The organism is Streptococcus sp. 68, assembly GCF_013277415.1.
In the GTDB taxonomy this organism is placed as follows: domain Bacteria; phylum Bacillota; class Bacilli; order Lactobacillales; family Streptococcaceae; genus Streptococcus.
In genome coordinates this window covers 82,221-104,046 of record NZ_VMMX01000003.1, presented here as the reverse complement: position 1 = coordinate 104,046, position 21,826 = coordinate 82,221, and the positions used below count along the sequence as shown (strand labels likewise).

The 21,826-nt window shown below is 39.3% G+C and carries 13 protein-coding genes and 1 pseudogene; 2 read left to right on the top strand and 12 right to left on the bottom strand.

All coding sequences use genetic code 11. The features are described from left to right. Nucleotides 1-161: 161 nt before the first annotated feature. Entirely contained in the window at nucleotides 162-1,385 is a 1,224-nt protein-coding gene (gene pepT, locus HT720_RS01310) for a peptidase T (protein WP_173274482.1), read from the top strand. Nucleotides 1,386-1,573: 188 nt separating this feature from the next. Then, on the top strand, nucleotides 1,574-2,038 hold the full coding sequence (gene tnpA / locus HT720_RS01305; RefSeq protein WP_000057429.1) for an IS200/IS605 family transposase: 465 nt from the start codon (nucleotides 1,574-1,576) through the stop codon (nucleotides 2,036-2,038). Between the two features lie 156 nt (nucleotides 2,039-2,194). On the opposite strand, the gene HT720_RS01300 is transcribed toward tnpA, so the two are convergent. The 12 genes and pseudogenes from HT720_RS01300 to HT720_RS01235 all read right to left on the bottom strand — a co-directional run bounded on the left by HT720_RS01300 (nucleotide 2,195) and on the right by HT720_RS01235 (nucleotide 21,629). Continuing rightward, nucleotides 2,195-5,713: a pneumococcal-type histidine triad protein gene (locus HT720_RS01300; RefSeq protein ID WP_173274481.1), complete on the bottom strand. Its 3,519-nt coding sequence runs from the start codon at nucleotides 5,711-5,713 to the stop codon at nucleotides 2,195-2,197. Between the two features lie 211 nt (nucleotides 5,714-5,924). After that, nucleotides 5,925-9,029, bottom strand: a complete 3,105-nt coding sequence (locus tag HT720_RS01295) for a pneumococcal-type histidine triad protein (protein WP_173274480.1) — start codon at nucleotides 9,027-9,029, stop codon at nucleotides 5,925-5,927. A 7-nt stretch (nucleotides 9,030-9,036) separates the two neighbouring features. Beyond that, nucleotides 9,037-9,954, bottom strand: coding sequence for a zinc-binding lipoprotein AdcAII (gene adcAII / locus HT720_RS01290; RefSeq protein ID WP_173274479.1), 918 nt, complete (start codon nucleotides 9,952-9,954; stop codon nucleotides 9,037-9,039). A gap of 318 nt (nucleotides 9,955-10,272) precedes the next feature. Continuing rightward, nucleotides 10,273-11,664 carry an amino acid permease gene (locus HT720_RS01285; RefSeq protein WP_173274478.1) on the bottom strand — a complete coding sequence of 464 codons (1,392 nt, stop codon included), beginning with the start codon at nucleotides 11,662-11,664 and terminating at the stop codon, nucleotides 10,273-10,275. Nucleotides 11,665-11,784: 120 nt separating this feature from the next. Next, entirely contained in the window at nucleotides 11,785-12,342 is a 558-nt protein-coding gene (gene sdbB / locus HT720_RS01280; protein ID WP_173274477.1) for a thiol-disulfide oxidoreductase-associated lipoprotein SdbB, read from the bottom strand. Between the two features lie 11 nt (nucleotides 12,343-12,353). After that, entirely contained in the window at nucleotides 12,354-13,061 is a 708-nt protein-coding gene (gene ccdA2 / locus HT720_RS01275; RefSeq protein WP_173274476.1) for a thiol-disulfide oxidoreductase-associated membrane protein CcdA2, read from the bottom strand. A 228-nt stretch (nucleotides 13,062-13,289) separates the two neighbouring features. Beyond that, a complete protein-coding gene (locus HT720_RS01270) occupies nucleotides 13,290-13,706 on the bottom strand; it encodes an LPXTG cell wall anchor domain-containing protein (RefSeq protein WP_173274574.1) in 417 nt (138 codons plus the stop codon). A gap of 438 nt (nucleotides 13,707-14,144) precedes the next feature. Then, nucleotides 14,145-16,088: pseudogene (locus tag HT720_RS10145) on the bottom strand (YSIRK-type signal peptide-containing protein); the annotation flags it as partial. A 742-nt stretch (nucleotides 16,089-16,830) separates the two neighbouring features. Further along, entirely contained in the window at nucleotides 16,831-17,814 is a 984-nt protein-coding gene (locus HT720_RS01250; protein WP_173274475.1) for an Rpn family recombination-promoting nuclease/putative transposase, read from the bottom strand. Between the two features lie 191 nt (nucleotides 17,815-18,005). Further along, entirely contained in the window at nucleotides 18,006-18,941 is a 936-nt protein-coding gene (locus HT720_RS01245; protein WP_173274474.1) for an Rpn family recombination-promoting nuclease/putative transposase, read from the bottom strand. Nucleotides 18,942-19,266: 325 nt separating this feature from the next. Beyond that, nucleotides 19,267-21,030: a glycerophosphodiester phosphodiesterase gene (locus tag HT720_RS01240; RefSeq protein ID WP_173274473.1), complete on the bottom strand. Its 1,764-nt coding sequence runs from the start codon at nucleotides 21,028-21,030 to the stop codon at nucleotides 19,267-19,269. Between the two features lie 8 nt (nucleotides 21,031-21,038). Then, nucleotides 21,039-21,629, bottom strand: a complete 591-nt coding sequence (locus tag HT720_RS01235) for a 3'-5' exonuclease (RefSeq protein WP_173274472.1) — start codon at nucleotides 21,627-21,629, stop codon at nucleotides 21,039-21,041. Nucleotides 21,630-21,826 lie beyond the last annotated feature (197 nt).

The following is a 21,826-nucleotide window of genomic DNA, read 5'->3' as shown; positions in this document are numbered from 1 at the left end:
TTTTTCATAACTGCTTCCTTGTGATATTTTTATCAAGTTTATTTTATCATTTATCTATTAATAAGTAAACGCCAACATAGTGAATTTCCTTAACTTCTGTCTTTTGTTTTTCTTTTCTTTCTATGATACAATGGAAAAAATGAATTCAAAAGGAGTTTTTTATGACTTACCCCAATCTCTTGGACCGCTTCTTAACCTACGTTAAGGTCAACACGCGCTCTGATGAACACTCTACTACTACTCCTAGTACACAGAGTCAGGTTGACTTCGCAACCAATGTTCTTATCCCTGAAATGAAACGTGTTGGACTGCAAAATGTTTATTATCTGCCAAATGGTTTTGCAATTGGGACCTTACCAGCCAATGATCCATCTTTAACGCGTAAGATTGGCTTTATCTCCCACATGGATACTGCTGACTTTAATGCCGAAGGAGTTAATCCGCAGGTGATTGAAAACTACGATGGTGGTGTGATTGAACTAGGAAATTCTGGTTTTAAACTAGATCCAGCCGACTTCAAGAGTCTTGAAAAATATCCAGGACAAACGCTCATCACAACCGATGGAACAACCTTGCTAGGGGCTGATGACAAGTCTGGTATTGCTGAAATTATGACTGCTATTGAATATCTAACTGCTCACCCTGAAATCAAACACTGTGAGATTCGTGTTGGTTTTGGTCCAGATGAGGAAATCGGTGTTGGTGCTAATAAATTTGATGCAGATGATTTTGATGTGGATTTTGCCTACACTGTTGATGGTGGTCCACTGGGCGAACTTCAGTACGAGACCTTCTCAGCAGCTGGTGCTGAATTGCATTTCCAAGGACGCAATGTCCATCCTGGTACTGCCAAAGGTCAGATGGTCAACGCCCTTCAGCTAGCAATTGATTTTCACAATCAACTTCCAGAGAATGACAGACCTGAGTTAACGGATGGCTACCAAGGTTTTTATCATCTTATGGATATGGATGGAAGCGTTGAGGAGGCGCGTGCAAGCTACATCATTCGTGATTTTGAAAAAGATGCCTTTGAAGCGCGTAAAGCAGCTATGCAGTCTATCGCTGATCAGATGAATCAAGAACTTGGTAGCGACCGTGTCACTCTCAACTTGACAGACCAGTACTACAATATGAAAGAAGTCATTGAAAAAGATATGACTCCAATTACCATTGCTAAAGCCGTTATGGAAGATCTGGGTATCACTCCTATTATCGAACCAATTCGTGGAGGGACAGACGGCTCTAAGATTTCCTTTATGGGAATCCCAACTCCGAATATCTTTGCTGGTGGCGAAAATATGCACGGACGTTTTGAATACGTCAGCCTTCAGACTATGGAACGCGCAGTTGATACCATCATTGGTATCGTAGCTTATAAAGGCTAAAAAGACGAGGTAGCTTAGCTACTTCGCCTTTCTTTTTATTATGTGACTATTAGTCCGTCTCGCTCCGTTAGGTGCGAGACAAAAAAACCACCCGCTATGCGGGTGCGCGTCGAAGGTTATACCAAAAAAACTCCGAACGCGATACAATAAAGGTGTTCAAGCCAATTGTAAAGCGAAAGGAGAAAAATATGGCACAAAAGGCTCATAGTTTATCGCACACAAAGTGGCATTGTAAGTATCACATTGTGTTCACCCCTAAGTATAGACGAAAAGTTATCTATAATCAATATCGAAGTAGTTTAGGCGAAATATTTCATCGCTTGTGTAGTTATAAAGGAGTTGAAATTATCGAGGGTCACTTAATGCCAGACCATGTACACATGTTAGTAAGTATTCCACCAAGGATAAGTGTTTCGAGTTTCATGGGTTATTTAAAAGGAAAAAGTGCACTCATGATGTTTGACAAACACGCCAATCTCAAGTACAAGTTTGGAAATCGGCATTTCTGGGCAGAAGGTTATTATGTAAGTACAGTAGGGCTTAATGAAGCCACAATTAAGAAATATATCCAAGAACAGGAAAAGCATGATATAGCACTAGATAAATTGAGTGTAAAAGAATATGAGGATCCCTTTAGGGATAGTGGTAAGTAATACTAAAGCCTCTTTAAGAGGCAAGTGACGAGTCAAGAGCAATGAGGCTTGAACAAAGTGAAAGCCAGCGTCTTTAGGCGCTGGCTGGTAATTTGGGCTTATATCCCTGAGACAAACCACCCGTTTGACGGGTGGTTATGATTATGCTGGTTTTTCTTAATTTCCAGCACTTGTTGTAGATTCTGTTGTTACCTTTTCTGAAGCTGGTTCAGCAGGTTTAGAATCTCTTGCGTTGCTCGGTTTGTTTTCGTCGCTAGCAGTTTCACTGTTAGATTCTGCAGTTGCGTTTGGTTGGTTCTCAGCACTGGTGTTATCACCATTTGCTTCAGCATTTCTTGCTGGACTTGTTTCTTCACTTGCGCTAGCTTTTGACTGGATTTGGTGATTCAAAACTAGAATAGCTTTTGTCAATTCAAGTAAAGCTGCTTTGTCTTTACTCTTAGCAGAAAGTTGATCTAGTAATGCATCCACTTTATCAAAGTCCGCATCAGATCCATTATTACTTTCTAAATAAGAGTGAAGCGATATGAGAATATCGTAGAGTTTTTGATAGAGTACAAGTGTCTGAGGATCTTGCTCAGCATTTTCCTTTTCCTGTTGAAGGGCGCTAGCGATACGAGTCAAGACATCTTTCACCTGGCTGTTTACTTCATCCAAGTCTGCATCAGCCTTGTTTGTAGCAGCTTTGAGATTTTCTACTTCTTCTGCCAAGGATTGTCTGATTCCTTCTTCTTGGATTTGCTCCAAGAGTTGAGTTGCCTTGCTCAAAAGACTTTCTACTTCTTCCTTGCTAACATGATTGACATGCTCTTCTTTTTTAAGATCAGGATAAAGATCTTTCAAAAATTCATAAATCGCTTGCTTAGCAGATTGGTTATCAACTGTTTCTTTATCTAAAACTGTTTCATTTACTTTTGTAGAAGCTGGCTGATTTTTCAAAGCCTCTTCTACTTCTTGTTTTGCCTGATAGATGCTTGGGAATAATTTGTTCAATTCTGCTGCCTTAAGGAAGGATTGAGATTGATACAAGGTCCAAGTCAACTGAGCTACTTTATTTCGAAGTTCATCACTCAAACGACCGTCATTTACGTGTTCGTAGAAATACTTGATGTATTCCACAGTTGTAACACCTGTTCGGTCATTAAAATCTTGCAAGGCTTGAAGTTGTGATTCAACCGCTACTAAACCAGCCTCATCTTTTGCCAATTTAGCTTCTTGGAGTCGAACGAGAAGGTCTTTCTTAGGAAGCCCATAAGAGTCTGTATCTAGTGTATTGATTTTATCAATCAAGGATTGATATTTCTTATCTAAAGCACTTGTTTCAACAGGTTTGACACTTTCATCAATATGGATGTATTGTTTATCAAAGAGGTCAAGTGTTTTTAGATAGCCCACAGTAGAGTTGGTTGCCAGTTTCTTCATATTTTCAGTAAACTGACCTAAAGCTAACTCAATCTGTCTTTGTTCGATAGGTTTGTCTTTATAGATACTTCTGCTATCAGCTAGAAGTTGATCTACTTTTTCCAAGACTGCCTTCTCATCAAAGGCTCCAGGTTGATAATTGGATTGTAGGGCTGGAATCTTGTTTTTCAAAGCCACTTCATATCCCTTCGTTTGAACCTTGATATAGTGATTGTGGTCGCCATGAGGAATCACAAAACTACCATTTTCTACCTGCAAACTATAAGGAGACACACCATCACGTAAGGCAGTCGTATAAAGTTCATTTAGGAAATCAAGCTCTGTATTGCCAGTTTGGAGTGGAAGTCGAACATGTTCCTTACGAACAGCATATGGGTGGATATGAGTTGGATCGTAGGCTTGGTCTGGATTTCCAAAGACAAAGAATCCGTTTGAAATTCTAATAGCTTCAAGTGGAACACCATAGGTCTTAGAAATGTAAGCAATCTTTTCTTCATCACTAGCATCTCTTGAGAAAGACTCTACTGTTTTAGCAAGAGGTTGAACAGGCTCTGCATCATGATGTGCTTTCAAATGATCCTGAGCTTCCTTAATTTGATCAGCTGTCAAGTCCTTCTTGAAGAAGTAATGATTGTGGTTACCATGAGTCATGACAAAGCCTTGATCATCCTCACTAATGACACGATCGGCATCAAAACTGTGATCATGGTCTTCATCATGATGGTGTCCATGATGATCTTCATCGTGATCGTCATCGTGATCGTCATCATGAGCTGGATTTGGTGTTGCTGTATTTGCCCCTTTCAAGTGGTCTTGCGCTGCCTTAATTTGGTCTGCTGTCAAATCTTTCTTGAAGAAGTAATGATTGTGATTACCATGAGTCATGATAAATCCTGATTCATCTTCAGCGATAATACGATTAGCATCAAAGCCGTGACCATCTTCTTCATGTTCCTCATGTGAAGTTCCTGGATTGATTGGAAGAGATGGCGAAGGTGTTGTTAGACTATTACTTGGAAGAGTCGGTTGTCCAATTTGATTCAACTTAGGAATGTAATGGAAATGATCACCATGTCTTACGATATAAGCTGTTGCTGTTTCCTCAACAATATCTTTTGGATTAAAAATATAGCCATCAGATGTTGAAGAGATAGGCTTATTTGTGAGTAATGAGGCATGATTCAAAGTAGATGGACTAGACGCTACTTCATGAGGTTTTTCATTTGTAGAGACCGTAGAATCAGTTCCACCGATAGGCACCATTCTAGCAATCTTTTCTTCTAAAGCAGAAAGTTTGCTATAAGGAATAAAGTGATAATGGTCGCCATGCGGAATCGCAACTCCATTTGGCGTACGGCTGATAATCTTAGCAGGGTCAAAAACCAGACCATCTGACTCACTGTAACGTTGGTCGCTAGGTAAATCATAGAGTTCTTTCAATAGACTTTGGAGATTTTCAACTTTGCTTTCTGGCTTGCTAGTTGAGCCTTGTGCTACAGATTGCGTGTTATTGTCACTAGCTGTTGAAGAATAGCTTAGCTGACTTGGTTGCGTATTTTTGCCAGCTAGATGAGCTTTTGCTGCTGCTAATTCACTAGCAGACAAATCACTTTTTGGAATGTAGTGATAGTGACCTCCGTGGGGAACGATATAAGCATCACCCGTATCTTCGATAATATCAGCTGGATTAAAGACATAACCATCATCTGTCGTATAGCGTCCCTGAGACCTTGCTACAGCAACATCAGAGCTGACCTTCTCATTATCTTTGACATGTTCTTGTTTTTGACGATTGATTTCATCCTTAGTTCGAACATTATCAGCATGAGCTGCATCTTTTAGGTAGACATAATATGTTCCATCGACCTTGATGATATAACCACCTTTGACTTCATTGACAATATCAGCGTCTTTAAGTTGATAGTTTGGATCCTTCATCAAGAGTTCTTCACTAAAAAGGGCATCATAAGGAACTTTCCCATTATAGTAATGATAGTGGTCACCGTGTGACGTTACATAGCCCTGATCTGTAATCTTAATGACAATTTGCTCAGCCTGAATTCCTTCTTTTTGGCTGACCTGGTCTGGTGTCAAGTTTTCACTTTTCTGACTTGACTGACTGCCATCCACATAAGAGACACGATTATTGTCCTTATTTTCCTGCGAACGATGCTGGTTTAGTGCATATGCACATAGACTCAAGGATACGATAACAGCTGATCCAGCTGCTATATACTTTTTACTGAATTTCATAAATCCCTCATTTCAATAAATAATGAAGCTTTTTCTTAACTTCTTTTTCTCGGTTAAACAATTTTTTCTAAACTGGTTATTTAACCATTTAATTAACCAGTAAATAGTTTACCTTTTTTAAACTTATCTGTCAAGATTTTTATATCATTTAAAAAAATAAAAGCCAGTATTGCTACTGACTCTTACATCATCTTGATTTAATAGGATAAACTTATGCTTCTGGTTTCGTCGTAACTGACTCACTACCTTTTAACAAAGCAAGTAATTTTTCTGCTTCTGCCATGATTCCATTATTATCCATGGTTTGCAGGCTCAAGTTACCTCGTAAACTAGCCAGGGTTTCAGTCGCAGTAGCTTTCAAACTAGCATCGGTTACTGTATCAAGTAGAGCTTCTACTTCTTTGAGTTTGGCTTCCACTTTTTCAGTCTCTACTTGATGGACTTCTGGCTCTTCTGTAGTATCTTCAGCTTCTTCCTCTGTCTCGTCTTCATCAGTGCTCGGTTTATAAAGATTATCTGCTGAAGGATTTAAACCAGCGTGATTCTCTTTTTCATCAGATTCAGGGCGAGTTGGCTCACTTACTTCATCATGTTCCTTATTTTCATCAGGTTTACCGTCTTGGTCTGCCTTATTTTTACGAACATGGTCGCTAGCATTACCCCAACCATTATCTGAATGAGGACGTTGGTCCGGATGTTCAACGTAGTATTTTACAGTCGCAAATAAATCTTCTAAGGTATAACCCTCAGGTGCCTTATAGAGTCCTTCGTCAAACCATGCAAACTTAAGATTATGATAGTGATCAAAGTGAGGAATTATAAAGTAACCATTCTGTACAGCTACAGTATACTGTAAATGATTTGGTATTTTTTCTAATGGTACCTTGTTCTCAGCTGTTACGCGGTTATAGATAGCTTCTGTCCCTGTTGCCTCTGGTTTTGCTTCAGTAGAATTTGGAGCTTGTAAGCCTTTTTCTTTAGCATAAGCCTGAGCTGCTGCCCTTTCAGCTTCAGATAAGCTGTCTTTTTTAATCCAGTGGCTATGGTTCAAGTGTGGAGTGACGTAGGCATTTCCTGCATCACTTTCAATATCATGTTCGTCAAAAATGTAGCCATCTGAGGTTGTATATTTACCTGCTAATTTCGCTAATTTAATTTCATCGTTTGTATAGGCAATTTGAGCATTTGGTTTGCCAAGGCGTTCTGGGTGGGTAATTGGTGCTAGAAATGCCAATAAATCATCTACCAATTTTACTTTATTATTAGAAGATTCATTATTCAAGCGTTCTGCTAATTTGTCTAAGGCTTGGAAATCAACAGCACGCCCCTTATTTTCAGACAAGGCTTTATGAGCCTGGGTTAACAGATTATAAGCTTTATCATAAAATTCTTTGTCACGAGAAGAGACGTTTTCTTTCTTCGCAACTAGAGCATGTGTCTCTTGAGTTTTCTTAGACAAGAGATTTTCAATAGCATCAATCTTATCCTTAGCCAAGTCTTTAGCAAAAACATAGTGACTGACACCAGCAATTTCCACAACATAGCCTTTTCCAACTTTTCTAACAACCTGTTCTACTGCAAAATTAGTTTGTTTTTTCTCAGTTGACGGTTGAGCTTGCGGTTTTGGTGCTGGTTTCAAATAATGCATTCCTGGCACGACTGCACCATTTTGCCCTTTTAACAGAATCATTCTTGCAATCTTCTGCTCTAAATCAGACATTTGTGAATAAGGGATAAAGTGATAATGATTTCCGTGAGGCACAGCAACACCATTTGCTGTACGATCTGTTATTTGTGCTGGGTCGAATACCAAGCCATCCGATTCCACATGTCGTTCTGACAAAGGTTTGGCATACAATTCACGTAAAAGGCTTGAAATATCTTCCCCTTGATTCTGATGATAAGTTGGAGTGACAGTTAGATTGTGGTTCTCTGACAAGCTTGGTTGAGCTGGATTTGCATTATGACTAAAACTTGAAGAAGGACGAGACCCCTGCTTCCCATTCCAATAGGCTTGGGCTGCAGCCAATTCCCCTGCAGACAAAGCGCCTTTTGGTATATAGTGGAAATGATTGCCATGCGGTACAATAAAAGCGTCTCCTGTATCTTCAATCACATCTGTCGGACTAAATACATATCCATCATCCGTTGTATAGGCGCCTCCAGTTCCTCGATTCGATGCTTGCGTATTGAGATTAAAGTTTGGTTTAATGATTGAACTTGGTGTTGAACTTAGTTTATCTGTACTGCTTGGTTTCGTATTATCAGAATGCTTTTGAACTGGCTGAGCTCCAATTGGTAGATTTCGAGCCAATTTTTCTTCCAAGGCAGACATTTGCGAATAAGGGATGAAATGGAAATGATCCCCGTGAGGAACTGCGACCCCATTTGCAGTACGTTTTGTAATCTGTGCTGGGTCAAATACTAATCCATCAGACTCCACATGACGTTGGCTAAGTGGCAAAGCGTACAATTCTTGAAGGAGACTAGCTAAATCCTCACTTTGACTTTCAGAATCTGTTGCAGGATTTTGAGGAGTTCCATATTGACTCGTTCTCACACTAGATCTTGTTTCTCCCCTGCTAGAACGATATTCAACCGTACTTAATTGACCGCCTTTTCCAGATAGGAAGGCTTGGGCAGCAGCTAATTCACTGGCAGACAAATCACTCTTCGGAATATAGTGGAAGTGATTGCCATGAGGAACGATATAGGCATCACCCGTATCTTCTATAATATCAGAGGCATTAAAGATATAACCATCATCCGTTGTATAGCGTCCTTGGGCTCTGGCTGCAGCAACAGCATTATCTGTACTTGAATTATGATTATGACTGTGTTCCTGCTTCTGACGTTTAATCTCTTCTTTTGTCCGAATATTGTCCGCATGAGCCGCATCTTTAAGGTAAACATAGTATTTACCGTTTACCTTAATAACATAACCACCCTTGATTTCATTGACAATGTCTGAATCCTTCAACTGATAATTCGGATCTTTCATCAGCAGTTCTTCACTGATGATAGCGTCATAAGGAACCTTGCCATTATAGTAATGATAATGGTCTCCATGAGAGGTCACATAACCTTGATCCGTAATCTTGATAACAATTTGTTCGGCGTTGATTCCCTCTCTCTTACTGACTTCATCTGGTGTCAAATTTTCTGCCTTTTGACCAGCCTGATCACCGTCTATATAAGCAACTCGATTAGACTCTTTCTTAGCCTGACCAGCTTGGTAACGACCAAGTTCATAGGAACAAACACTTAGGGCAAGGACTGCCACTGAACCTGCTACATATTTTTTATTGATTTTCATTCTTTCCTCATTTCAATTCTTCTGCTAGAACACTCATATTTTCTTCCAGATTTTCTAAATAAGTCTTGTCATTTTGTGGGTCTGCCTCTAAAGGATTTAGAGTTTTAAGACTCACACCTGTTGATTTGACAAGAGTTTCAGCTACTTTTGAAGAAGCATTACTTTCCGTAAAAATTGTTTTAACCTTATAGGTTTTAACAAATTCCTGAATTTCTGTTAGTTGTCTTGGACTTGGTTCTTGTTCAGGAGAGATGCCTGCAATACCAAGTTGATTAAGCCCAAATCTCTTCGCTAGATAAGAAAAGGCCGTATGTTGTGTTACAAATGTTTTCTGAGTCGCTTTTTCAAATTTAGGCTGGAATTTCTTAGTCAATTCTTGAGCTTTTTTGATAAAAGCTTGCGCATTTTTCTGGTAAGTTTCTTTATGCTCACTATCCACCTCTGAAAGTTTATCAGCGATAATCTGAGCTTCTTCGCCAGCTTTTTCAGGATCTAGCCAAGTGTGAGGGTCATAGAGCGTTTTTTCATCAACTCCATCCCCTGCTTCCACTTCCTCTAGTCCAGGGACACGTTCCAAGGTCATTCCCTCAGAAGCCTCTAAAACCTTCACTTTAGATTTTTTTAGATTGGGATCTAAACTTCCTGCCCAAGATTCTAGCGTATGCGAATGGTAAACAAAGACATCCGCGTCATAGATGGCTGCGATGTCATTCGCTGAAGGTTCAAAGGAGTGAATCCCACTACTTGACTGAATCATCCGAACATCATTCAAGTCACCAGATACTTCCTTAACCATAGCGTAGATAGGATAAAAACTGGTCACAATTTTCATCCCCTTTCCTGTCTGGCTTTCCTTTTGACTACAGGCTCCTAGCAATAAAAGAAAAACACTTAACAAGACTAAAAATAAATTTTGTTTCTTCATGAACAACTCCTTAACCGTTTAATTAACTAGTAAACATTCTACTCCTAAAAATTTAATCTGTCAAGATATTTTTAGAAAAAAATTGAAATTTCTTTCACATATAAAAATCTGCTGAGTTTCAACAACTCAACAGATTTTCACTTTATATACTCAATGAAAATCAAAGAGCAAATTAGGAAGCTAGCCGCAGGCTGCTCAAAGCACGACTTTGAGGTTGCAGATAGNNGTTTTTGAGGTTGTAGATGAAACTGACGAAGTCAGTAACCATACATACGGCAAGGCGAAGCTGACGTAGTTTGAAGAGATTTTCGAAGAGTATTATTCTTCTATGGTAGAATGCTTATAACCATAAGTGAAGTAAATAATACTTCCTATCAACAAGGCAATCAAGAAAGCAATCCAGGTTTCCATATTATACTGTAACATAAAGGATAAACAAATGATGATTGATAAAATCGGTAACAGGGGTACCAAGGGAGTTTTAAATTCCCCAGCTTTTGGCATTCCTTTTTCTTTCCGTAAGCGAATCAGACCGTAAGCCAGCATAATCAAGTAGGCCAAGGTACAAATATTTAAGAAGGCTGCAATACTAGCTAGTGGGAACATTCCTGCTGCTACTGCTGAAGCTAGACCTGTCAAGATAGTCGCATTTTTGGGTACCTTGCTTGTTTTGGTCAGTTCTTTAAAGGCAGCAGGCATTAAGCCGTCACGCGCTAAACTGTAAATCATACGCGATAGGGCATAGGTCATCGAAATACAAACTGTAATCAAGGTCAAGATAGCCACTAATGACACATAGTTGGCTGCCCAACTAATCCCAACACTACGAAGGGCAAAGGCAACGGCATCATCGACATTTAGATGACTATAGTGAACCACACCAGTCAAGACAAGCGTCACCAAGGCATAAAGAATGGTTACGATAGAAAGCGATAAGACAATCCCTCTAGGAATATTTTTTTGAGGAGTCTTGACCTCATCTACAGCCATAGAGATGGATTCAAATCCCAAAAAACCGAAGAACATTAAGGAGGCACCAGCCATAATACCAGTACTAGCACCATAGATTTGTCCAAAACCATAAGGAGCAAAATTACTCCAATTATCAAGTTTGATATGCCAAATTCCTACTAAAACAAAGAGAGCTAAAGCCGAGAATTTCAAAATAACTAGAATAGAATTAAAGCGTAAGGCTGCTTTAGCATTGAGTAAAACAAGCGAGGTCACCAATACCAAGACAAGAATAGGCAATAAATCAACAAACGTTCCTGCTTGAGGATTAAAGGTACCATTTAATGCCTGAGGAAGAGCTATCCCGTATTGAGAAAGCAAGCCTTTAAAATAAGCTGCCCAACCCGAAGCCACACCAGATATAGCTGTCATGAATTCCATCATGGTTAACCAGCCAGCCAACCAAGCTGGAAATTCTCCTAAAATAGCATAGAGATAACTGTAGGCACCACCTGTAGCAGGTACTCGTGAAGCAAATTCTGCAAAAAAGAGGGCTGATAATCCCACGCACAAGGCAGAAATGACGATTGAAATCACTAGGGCTGGACCAGCAAGCGTAGCAGCTGCAGTACCTGTAATTGTAAAGACACCTGTCCCTACCATGGCTCCGATACCCAGCAAAATCAAATCCCATAACTTCAAATGCCTGTGCATCTCCGTTTTATCCAAACTTACATTCTTTGTTCTAAATATATTCATCTTTTTCTCCAAAATCAAATGATGATTCTATTTTACCATAAATATAGGAGATTTGTGAATATTTATAAAACATTTTCCTAAAAAAATCTGACTACATCTTGTAATCAGATTTTATCGATTCTAGTTCATTTCTTTAAAGGCTACTTCTGCATCCGCATTGCTGATAGCACCAAATTGAATCTTTCCAATCTTCCCTTGACTATCAATCAGATATTCTGTAGGAATGCTTCTAATTTGATAAGCTTGGAAGGTGGTTGCTTTAGTATCATAAAGAACGGGAATATCCTTATAGCCTTGATCTTGGAACCATTGTGGGAATTGCTCAACAGTTTTTTCACCTTGAATTCCTGGTGCAATGACACTAAGAATTTCAAAATCACGATCTGGTTTTGCAGCTAATTCCATCAACTCAGGCATACTTTTCTTACATGGACCACACCATGAAGCCCAAAACTTCAAGTAAACCTTTTTACCCTTAAAATCAGATAACTTAACTTCTTTACCATCCATGGATTGTAAGGTAAAGTCTGGAGCCTCTTTTCCAACTGCTATTTGTTGTACAGTCGTTTCTTGTTTTGGCTGTTGTGGAGCTTGAGTTTTTTTAGTCTCTTCCTCAGCACAGGCCATCAATACAACTAATGACAAGAGACTTAAGCCAGCAAACATTACTTTTTTCATCTTTTTCTCCTTTATTCAAAAATTCCAGCTAGAACATTTACTTGTCCTAGTATTAACAAAATTCCCATTAAAATAATGAGGAAACCACCAATTTTCTTTAGTAGCATCATATGACGCTTGATTTTACTAAAATAAGGCATGACTACACCAGAAGCTAGAGCCAAAACCAAGAAAGGAAGGGCCATGCCCAGAGTGTAAATGAGAGTATAGATAGCTCCTTGCCAAGCGCCATTTCCTCCAGAAGCCGCAAGTGCTAAAACAGAACTTAAAACTGGACCGATACAAGGCGTCCAACCAAAGCTAAAGGTAATACCGAGTAAAAAGGCTGACCAATAACGATTGGCTTCTGATTTCTTAAAAGTAAAGCTTTTTTGAACCTCTAATTTCTTAAAATGAAAAATTTCCATCTGGTGAAGTCCCAAAATGATAATAATTGTTCCCATAACATATCGAAACCAATTTGCATAGAGAATATTACCAAAGTAACCTGCACCAAAGCCTAGAATAAAGAAAATGAGAGAGATACCTGCGATAAAGCAAAGTGTTCGAATCAAACCTGACCAGAGAACCTTTCTCCCAAACAAAGAAAAACTTTTTGCGCTTTCCTGATCATCCAATAAAATCCCAGCATAAACAGGTAACAGAGGAAAAATGCAAGGGGAAAAGAAGGACAAAATCCCTGCTAAAAAAACGGAGATTGAAAATACTATCGTTTCCAATAAAGGACCAACTTTCTTAAGATTTCTAATCCTATTTTACTATATTCAATTTTATTTGTAAGCTTTCTGCTACGCAAAATCGTATCGGGCACTATTGGACTAATCTTTTCTTTCGCTAGTCAAGGCGGATCTTATCCCCAAAATAGCCAAAAAGCAACGACAAGGTTACTCGTCGCTGCTTTTGTGAACGGAAATGTCTTTTAGGTCTGACATTTCATAAATCATGTTTTACTTGAGTTTGGCAAGGATTGCTTTAAGCTCCTCTACTAGTTTAGCTTCTGTCTCTGCTGAGCCATTTTCCTCTTTCACGAAATCAAGGGTTTCTTGGAGAAGGTTTTGGGCTTTGGCAAGGACTTTTTTATCCGCTTTTTCTGCATCTAGCTGTCCAAGAACTCTTGTCAATTCCGTGCTTAATTGCTGGATTTCTGACTCTTTCTTACGGCGAACCAACCAGAAGGCAATCACGCCTAGAAGGGCGAGTAGACCGACTACAATCACTCCTGCTGGAACTGAGTTTGTTTCAGTCATCTTATCTGAATCCTTACTATCTTCCGTTCCTTGCTTAGTATCCTTCTTGTCCTGTGCAGGCTTGCTGTCGCTAGCATTTGCTTTCACATCTTTGAGAGAGTCCAAGGCAGCCTTCACAGACTCTACTGCAGTACGTAGACCTTGCTCTGTCAAGGCACTATCTTCCAGAGCTTTTTGAGCATCTAGGAGGACCGCCTTGGCTGCATCGATTTTCGGATCAGATACTGTTACCAAAGCTTTCAAGCGTTGGTCTAACTCTTGAGTCAAGGCACGAAGTTCAGACTTGTCAACTTGCTCTTGAGCTGGAGCTTGCGTGCTCGTTGAGCTAGCTGAAGGACTTGCTGCCACTCTAGGTGCTTGAGTCGGAGCTGAACTTGGAGCTGGAGCAGAACTTGCAGGTTGACCCGGAGCAGCTGGTTGAGACGGTTGTGGAGCTGGCTCAGATGGACTTGTTGGAGTCTCTGTGCCTCCTTGGTCTGGCTTAGTAGGGGTAGAAGGTTGAGGTTGATCTGCTTGCGGAGTATACGGTGGTATGTAAATTCCATTTAAAGACTCCTTAGCTAGTTTTAGATTATCCCTAACGTCATCAACTGCTTTTTGAGAAGCATATAAATCAGCTAAAACAGCCTTAGCTTTTTCTATCGCTTTATCGAAAGTATCTTTCTTATCTTTGTCAGCATTGTGATACTTGTAACTTAGAACCGTGTTGGTTGCTTCATCTACTAGCGTTTGAAGTTCAGATTTATTAGTCTCTGCTCCTTGTAAACCTTGGAGAGCTGTTTCGACTTTGGTTTTTTCTGCGTTAATTTCAGCTTGAGTGACACCCGCTTTTTTCAACACTGCGTCTGCTTTAGTAATCGCGTCATCATACGCTGTTTTCTTACCTGGCTCTGCATTGTAGTAGTCATGCGTCTTGCGTTTTGCTTCTGCACCATTTACTAAATCTTGAAGAGCTTGCTTATTCACCTCCGGCTCTGTCGCTCGACGGCTATCAGCTGAAAATAACGATTCTAGCCCTTCATAATAAGTGTCATTTGTTCCTTTTCTTGCATATTTTACAACAAGTCTAAGTTCGTTTGTCCCTATAGTATTTTTATTATATGTACTTGGATCAAATGTAAATGTTCCATCAGCTTTTACTCGTGTAACAGCTATAGTAGTATAGTCTGATGCTCCAGGAATGTAACGATCGTTATCAACTCTCCCACCAGTCACTAAATAAGCCTTTAAATCTGCATCATTCGGAATATTATTAGTTTCAATCGGAAAAGGTATTTTACCGCTAACAATTGGACGTTCGTTGCCTGTTTTATTTGCTGCTCCATTCAATTCTTCTGTTTTTGTTATAAAGCTAGCTTGAGGTAAAGGTCTGGTAACTCTAACTGTAGTTGTTTCTTTATGTCCTGACGAATCTTCAGCTTCGACAACGATATTATTTATTCCGAATCTATTACTTGGTATATCTCCAGTTAAATCTACCCATCTTTTACTTCCACTTCCTTTTAATCCCGAAGTTGTCAAACCTAACTTATTTTTAACAGCAGCTTCTGTGAATCCACCTTGTCCACTATTCGCTTGTGGATCATAAGCTTTTACTGTAATACTTCTTATTCCTTTACCACTTGATGATTCCGCTAATAAACGAATATTGTTTCCTATAGGGTGACCATCTGTAGGGATAATTGTTTCATTCGAAAATATAGGATTATCACTTCTCCCTTTTGCAGCTCCTACTTTCAAACTAGACCCTTCCGGCGTCGTCCTCAACCCACTACCTTCAGGCAGTGTAGTTCCAGCTAAGCTATGGTTATGCCCTGCGATGTTGATACCGTTTGGTTCAGTATTTTCTGCCTTTAGACCGACCGTTGCTTTACCATTTGTTGTATCAAGTTTAGGAGCCTTAGGTTCTACATCCTTCTTAACACGTTTTAAGCCAGTGTTTTTATAACTTACTAATGTTCTAAAGGCTGCATCTACTTCTGTTTGATTTTGCGCCGTTGCAAGGACTTGTCTCGCTTCTTCGGTTTTTGCTTTTAAGGCTGCTACTGATTCTTCTGTGTAGTTTTCTGTTTTTATGGCATCAATTTCAGTTAATAGCGATTCTAAGTTCTGAGTATTTAGTTGTCTACTAAGTTCAATATCTGTTTTTGGTTGATCTTGTTTTTCTGCTATCTCTTTATTTAATTCTAATTTAGAGTTGCCTTCAGTACTCGTTTTCTCAACTTTAGCTTGGCTGTCTTGCTCTTTTCTCTCTGTCGCTTGAGTGTTTGGTTTAGCTCCTTCTTGTTCTACGTTAAGATTTTGATTGCTTGTATCTGATGGCGGTAAGACAGATGGATTCCCAGTGTTGCCATTTCCATCCTGAGCGATCACTTCTGTACTCGTTTCTGCCGCCTGCACTTCTGTCGCTGGATTAGCCACAAAAAAGACAGACCCTAGCAAGACTGAGGCTGCTCCGATTGAAAACTTGCGTATAGAAAAGCGTTGGCGCTCATTCATTTTAAACTGTTTCATAGTTTTTCCTTTCTTTCTACCCTGTCTTTGCTCCTCTAGCCATGTTCATGCAGGCATCAACTCGCAATAAAAACAGGAAAACATGACCTTTTTCATCTTAAACAAATGACAAAAAGCCCATTATTTACTAACACTTAATTATATCAACTTAGTTCCCTTCCTTCAACCTCACTTTGTTTTAGAAAATCGATAATTATATATATATATATATATATATATGCATGCTGCTTATTTTAAAGGATTTAGAGGCTCCTTATTTGGAAATTTAGTATATTTTTCATTATTTTCAGAAATTTTAAATTTATATGACATTCGAACGGAACTGTTCGTCTTGCTATCTATCGCCAGAAAGACCTATCCTAGACTCAGCAAATAAAAAAACAGGCTCTCCGAAAAATCAGAAAACCTGAGATATTATTTGATATAACTCCTATCCCAAATCACTTGATGTAGGCTCTCCCAGCTGTGTCGAGTAGCAGAGGTAGACTAACCATGACAAAAATCAGCCATAGCCAGACTCGTAAAAGCCCAGATAAATATAGGAAAGAAGCAAAGAGAAAGGCCGACAGCAAAATCATACCCAAAGTCTCTCCAAAATTCCTACAAATACCATAGAAGCCAAAGGAGAGATAAAGGATAAAGAGACTAAAGCAAAAACGCTTGCCTGTCTTTTAGTTCCAAGAACCCTATCTTGACCAGATGATTTTCCTGAATGTTAGTGCTGATTTTACAACAATGTCTCAAACTCAGAGACAGTCATGCCCAGTTGCTGACTGGCAACCTCAGAAGTTAGAATACCTTGACGGACTAGATTTAGTAGCATGGACAAACTTCCTTCGACTTTCCCACGCTCCAGTCCCTGTTCAAGACCCTCAGCTCGACCACGTTCAAGACCACGCTCTAAACCTTGTTCAATCCCCTCTGCACGACCGCGTTCAAGACCACGCTCTAAACCTTTTTCCTCTGCTTGTTCCAAGGCATAGTCCTGTGCTAATAATGCTTGTTCTTCTCGCATACGTAGTTGACTAAACATCTTCCTGTCCTCCTCGGACCAGCTCTTGTAGTCTAGCAGTTGGTCCGCCTGACTGATAGCTCGCTCAGGTTGTTGGGTAAAGGGTTTGTTCCCGAAAAACTCCAACCACGGTTTGCGAACCTCGTCTTTGCTGGTTTCTCTGTATTTTCTTAATTCCAAGAACGCCATCTTGACTAGATGATGTTCCTGTCCATTATTGGTGATGGTTAAAACCTCACCTGTCATGTCCTCGCGCATACTAAAACTATGAAAAGCCAAGTCATCTGAGAAGTAGTTGCTATCTACAATTGCGATAGCATAAACTGGTGCGATGTGTTTATAGCTCTGGTGGGTATCACCTTCTCGCTGACGAATTTTTTCGAGATTTTGATTGACCTGACTACACAGATAAGCCCACAGGCGATTGATGAAAAAATTCTGATGATGCACCTGAATCTCAATGATAACTTGAGTGCCATTGTCCAACTCTGCCAAGACGTCTATACTGGTATAAAAATCCTGCGCTGAGTACGGCAGGGAAGGCAAGACGTGAATGTTGCTCCCCTCCAAAATGGTTACATTTTTAGCTGGCAAGTCCAGCATATCGCGAATAAATTGACAAGTGATTTCTGGATTGCTAAAGATTTTCTTAGCAACCAAGTCATTGGTCGGGCTAATGCCCGGATGTCTGAGAATCATTCTTTCTCTCCTTTCATTATAGCACATTTTTTAATCTAATTTACTAGATTTGATGCTTCTATCTATTTATTCGGAAAAGAAATTGAAAAGTTCAAACTTTCCTAACAAAAAAGATAGCTAATCTCTTTTCCATCAAGAAATTTAGCTATTCTTTTTAATTGTTTTCATATCGTATAATATTTACAGATTTCTCACTCATGTCTTGCCAACAACGCTTCAAACTCAGCGACGGTCATGCCTAATTGCTCACTGGCAACCTCAGAAGTCAGGAGACCTTGGCGTACTAGATTTACTAAACCTACTTTTAATCCCTCTTCAATGCCTTCTTCTCGTCCTTGTTCACGACCCTCTGCACGACCACGTTCTAAGCCTTTTTCCTCAGCTTGTTCCAAGGCATAGTCCTGTGCCAACAAGGCTTGTTCTTCACGCATACGTAGTTGACTAAACATCTTCCTGTCCTCCTCGGACCAGCTCTTGTAGTCTAGCAGTTGGTCTGCTTGGCTGATGGCACGCTCAGGTTGCTGGGTAAAGGGTTTGTTCCCGAAAAACTCCAACCATGGCTTGCGAACCTCGTCTTTGCTGGTTTCTCTGTATTTTTTTAATTCCAAGAATGCCATCTTGACTAGATGGTTTTCCTGACCATTGTTGGTAATGGTTAAAACATCACCTGTCGTATCTTCTCGCATACTAAAGCTATGAAAAGCTAAGTCATCTGAAAAGTAATTGCTGTCCACGATTGCGATGGCATATACTGGTGCGATATGTTTGTAACTCTGGTGTGTATCACCTTCTCGTTGGCGAATTTTTTCAAGATTTTGATTGACCTGACTACACAGATAAGCCCACAGGCGATTGATGAAAAAATTCTGATGATGGACTTGAATCTCAATGATAACTTGGGTTCCATTATCTAGTTCAGCTAAAACATCTATACTTGTATAGAAGTCCTGGGCCGAGTAGGGCATGGGAGGCAAGACATGAATGTTGCTCCCCTCTAAAATCGTCACATTTTTTGCTGGCAAGTCCAGCATATCGCGGATAAATTGACAAGTGATTTCTGGATTGCTGAAAATTTTCTTAGCAACCAAGTCATTAGTTGGGCTGATGCCCGGATGACGTACAGTCATATTTCTTCTCCTCTCATTATAGCACATTTTTTAATCTAATTTACTAGATTTGATGCTTCTATCTATTTATTCGGAAAAGAAATTAAAAGTCTCCTAATTTTTAATCAATTCTTTCTAATGGATATAGAGAATAAAGGAATTTTCCCAATTTTTAGTACCATTTTAGAAGTTGTAATGTACTATTCCAATCTCAAATTACTATAAAGTTGATTGAAATAAAAACAAGACATACATTTATCGTAAACGAATTGCAACCACAAAAAAGCAAGCATTCACAAGAATACTTACCTATCATGAGAGGAATAGTTGTTCCTCTTTTTTATTACTAAAATTCAAAGAATTCCAGAGCTTTTTTCAAGAGCAAATCCGTATATTCTGGATCTTCTTGGGCTACTTCTATTTCCCACTGAACTTTTTCCAAATCATCTGTAATCACTCCATCTACTCCTAAGTGAAGAGATTTGCTAATAGCTTCTGAATCATTGACAGTCCAGACATAAAGTTTCTGGTCCGTTGTCCATAGTTTGCTTACAAAATATTCATCCAAGGTTGAGTACTCCATAGTATATCCTGTCGCCCTTGTTTTAGGAAAGACAGAATTGTAGGGCATGATAAAATAAACTGGCAGTTCGGCATCATACTGTCTTACTTTTTCAACAACATGGTAGTCTAAAGACTGGATTTGATGTCCATAAATCTTGAGCTTTGCAGCATAACGGGCTAAAAAGCGGTCCATCATGTCTGGACTATCTTTTTTACTGGTTTTAATTTCAATTAGTAATTTTTGACCAAGTTCGTTGGCTCGACTGAGATAGTCTTCAAAGCTTGAAATTTTAGTCTGGTAGCCATTTTCAAAAATATCAATCCCTTTAAGCTCCTCCAAGTTTAAGTCTTGAGGACTTTTATTGATACCTGCTAGATTTTTCAAGTTAGCATCATGCATCATGACAAACTGCCCATCTTTTGTTTCCTGCACGTCCGTCTCCACCAAGTCTGGTTTGAGTTGTGCTGTAGTTTCTAAGGATTCTACTGTATTTTGAATCCCATTTGCATTGGAAACCCCTCGGTGAGAAATAAGCTGAGGTAGATGAACCATGGGAACCTCCAGATAAATATAACCTTCTAAGGCAAAGAAAAGACTGGCACAAGTCATGACTCCCCATCGCATGATGTGATCTTTTTCTCTCCGAGGAAGCATATCCAGCTCCTTTCCTGTCAAAAATGAAACAAATTTAACCAAAAAGTAAGTCAGAGCCATATAATAAAGATTTTTAATCACAACAAAATTCAAAATACCAAGAATCAGAGACTCTCTCTGAGTGATGTCATCTACCAAAGTTTGAACCAATAACAAAGGAATCAAAGGAAGATAAAATAATAAATTTGCCTTGAGCAAGATATAAAATAAATTCCAAGCATAAAAAGCAACTCTTTTCTTGGTTTTCTCCAAGCTAAACATCACTGCTTCTCGAACAGTCAGCTGATCATATACAATCTTCGGAAGGGCAAACATCAATCTGACAGAGACATAGAGAAAGATAAGAGATAGAAGTAGGATGCTCAGCCACCACATCCAATATTTATCTTCTAAATAATCTTGGATAAACTCTGGAATGACGATTTTATTGAGATAATAAATCTTCAGCATTTTCCGTATAAAAGGAAAAAGCATAGCTATATAGAAAAAGATAAACAAAGCTTTAGCGCAAGTTAGCTTTTTCATAAATCCAAAACTTTCATGGAAAACCTTGCGGATATACTCAATTAGCCTTCGCTTTTCATGATAGAGGAGATGGCGAGCTCCGATAAAGAGAAGTCCTATTTGAAAATAAGCGACCAGCAGGTTAATGATAATCAAGGCCAAAAAAGCTAGACTAATCAATGGAGAATGAGTGAGGATGGCTAAGACATTGTTATAGGAAATAAAAAGATAACCTGTCTGATCTAATAAGAAGCTAGCCAACCATGAATTGAATGGAACCCACAAATACTCCACTATCATAAAAATCAAGAAAAAGAGAAAGAGGATTTTATCAAGATTGAGATAAATCTGTTTAAAACCCAATTTTTTAGGTTTTTCAGGTTTCATAGGCACTCCTAGTCAAATAATTGAGACAAGTCCAAGCCACCAAAAGGATTGTTTGATAAGCTACTTTCCGTCTCTAACAATTCTCTAGCTTGATCTGATTCTAGGAAAGACTCATACACACGCGCCGTCATCCGAGCATCCTCCAAGCTATTATGGGACTGACCTTGAAATCCAAGAAATGAGGCAACAGTTTGCAACTTGAGATTGGCAATACCATGTAAATCCGAACTACGGCGTTCAAAAGCTTCATCATACAAATCCACCTTATACTGCTGGCTATAATCTAAATCATGCTCTGCTAGAATAGGCAAATCACTTTTAGCAGCATTGTATCCAACCATCGGCAAAGAACCCACAAACTCTTGAAATTCTTTGATAACTTCCTCCACTGGGGGAGCATCTTTTAAGGTCTCAGCTGTAATCCCTGTCAAACCATTGATAAAACTCTTTAGAGGTACACTGGTATGGACATAGGAATCATAGGCATCGATTTCCTGACCATCTCTAAAACGCACTGCCGATACTTGAATCAAGTGTGTTTGTCCTTCGTGTTGATTAAATTCTAAATCGAAAGCAATGTAATCTTCTAATCGTTCCATTTTCTACCTCTCCTATACTGTTATTTTATACTCTTCGAAAATCTCTTCAAACCACTCAGCGTCGCCTTACCGTAGATATAGTTACTGACTTCGTCAGTTTTATCCGCAACCTCAAAAACATGTNNAAAGCAGTGCTTTGAGCAGCCTGCGGCTCGCTTCCTAGTTTGCTCTTTGATTTTCATTGAGTATTACTTGAG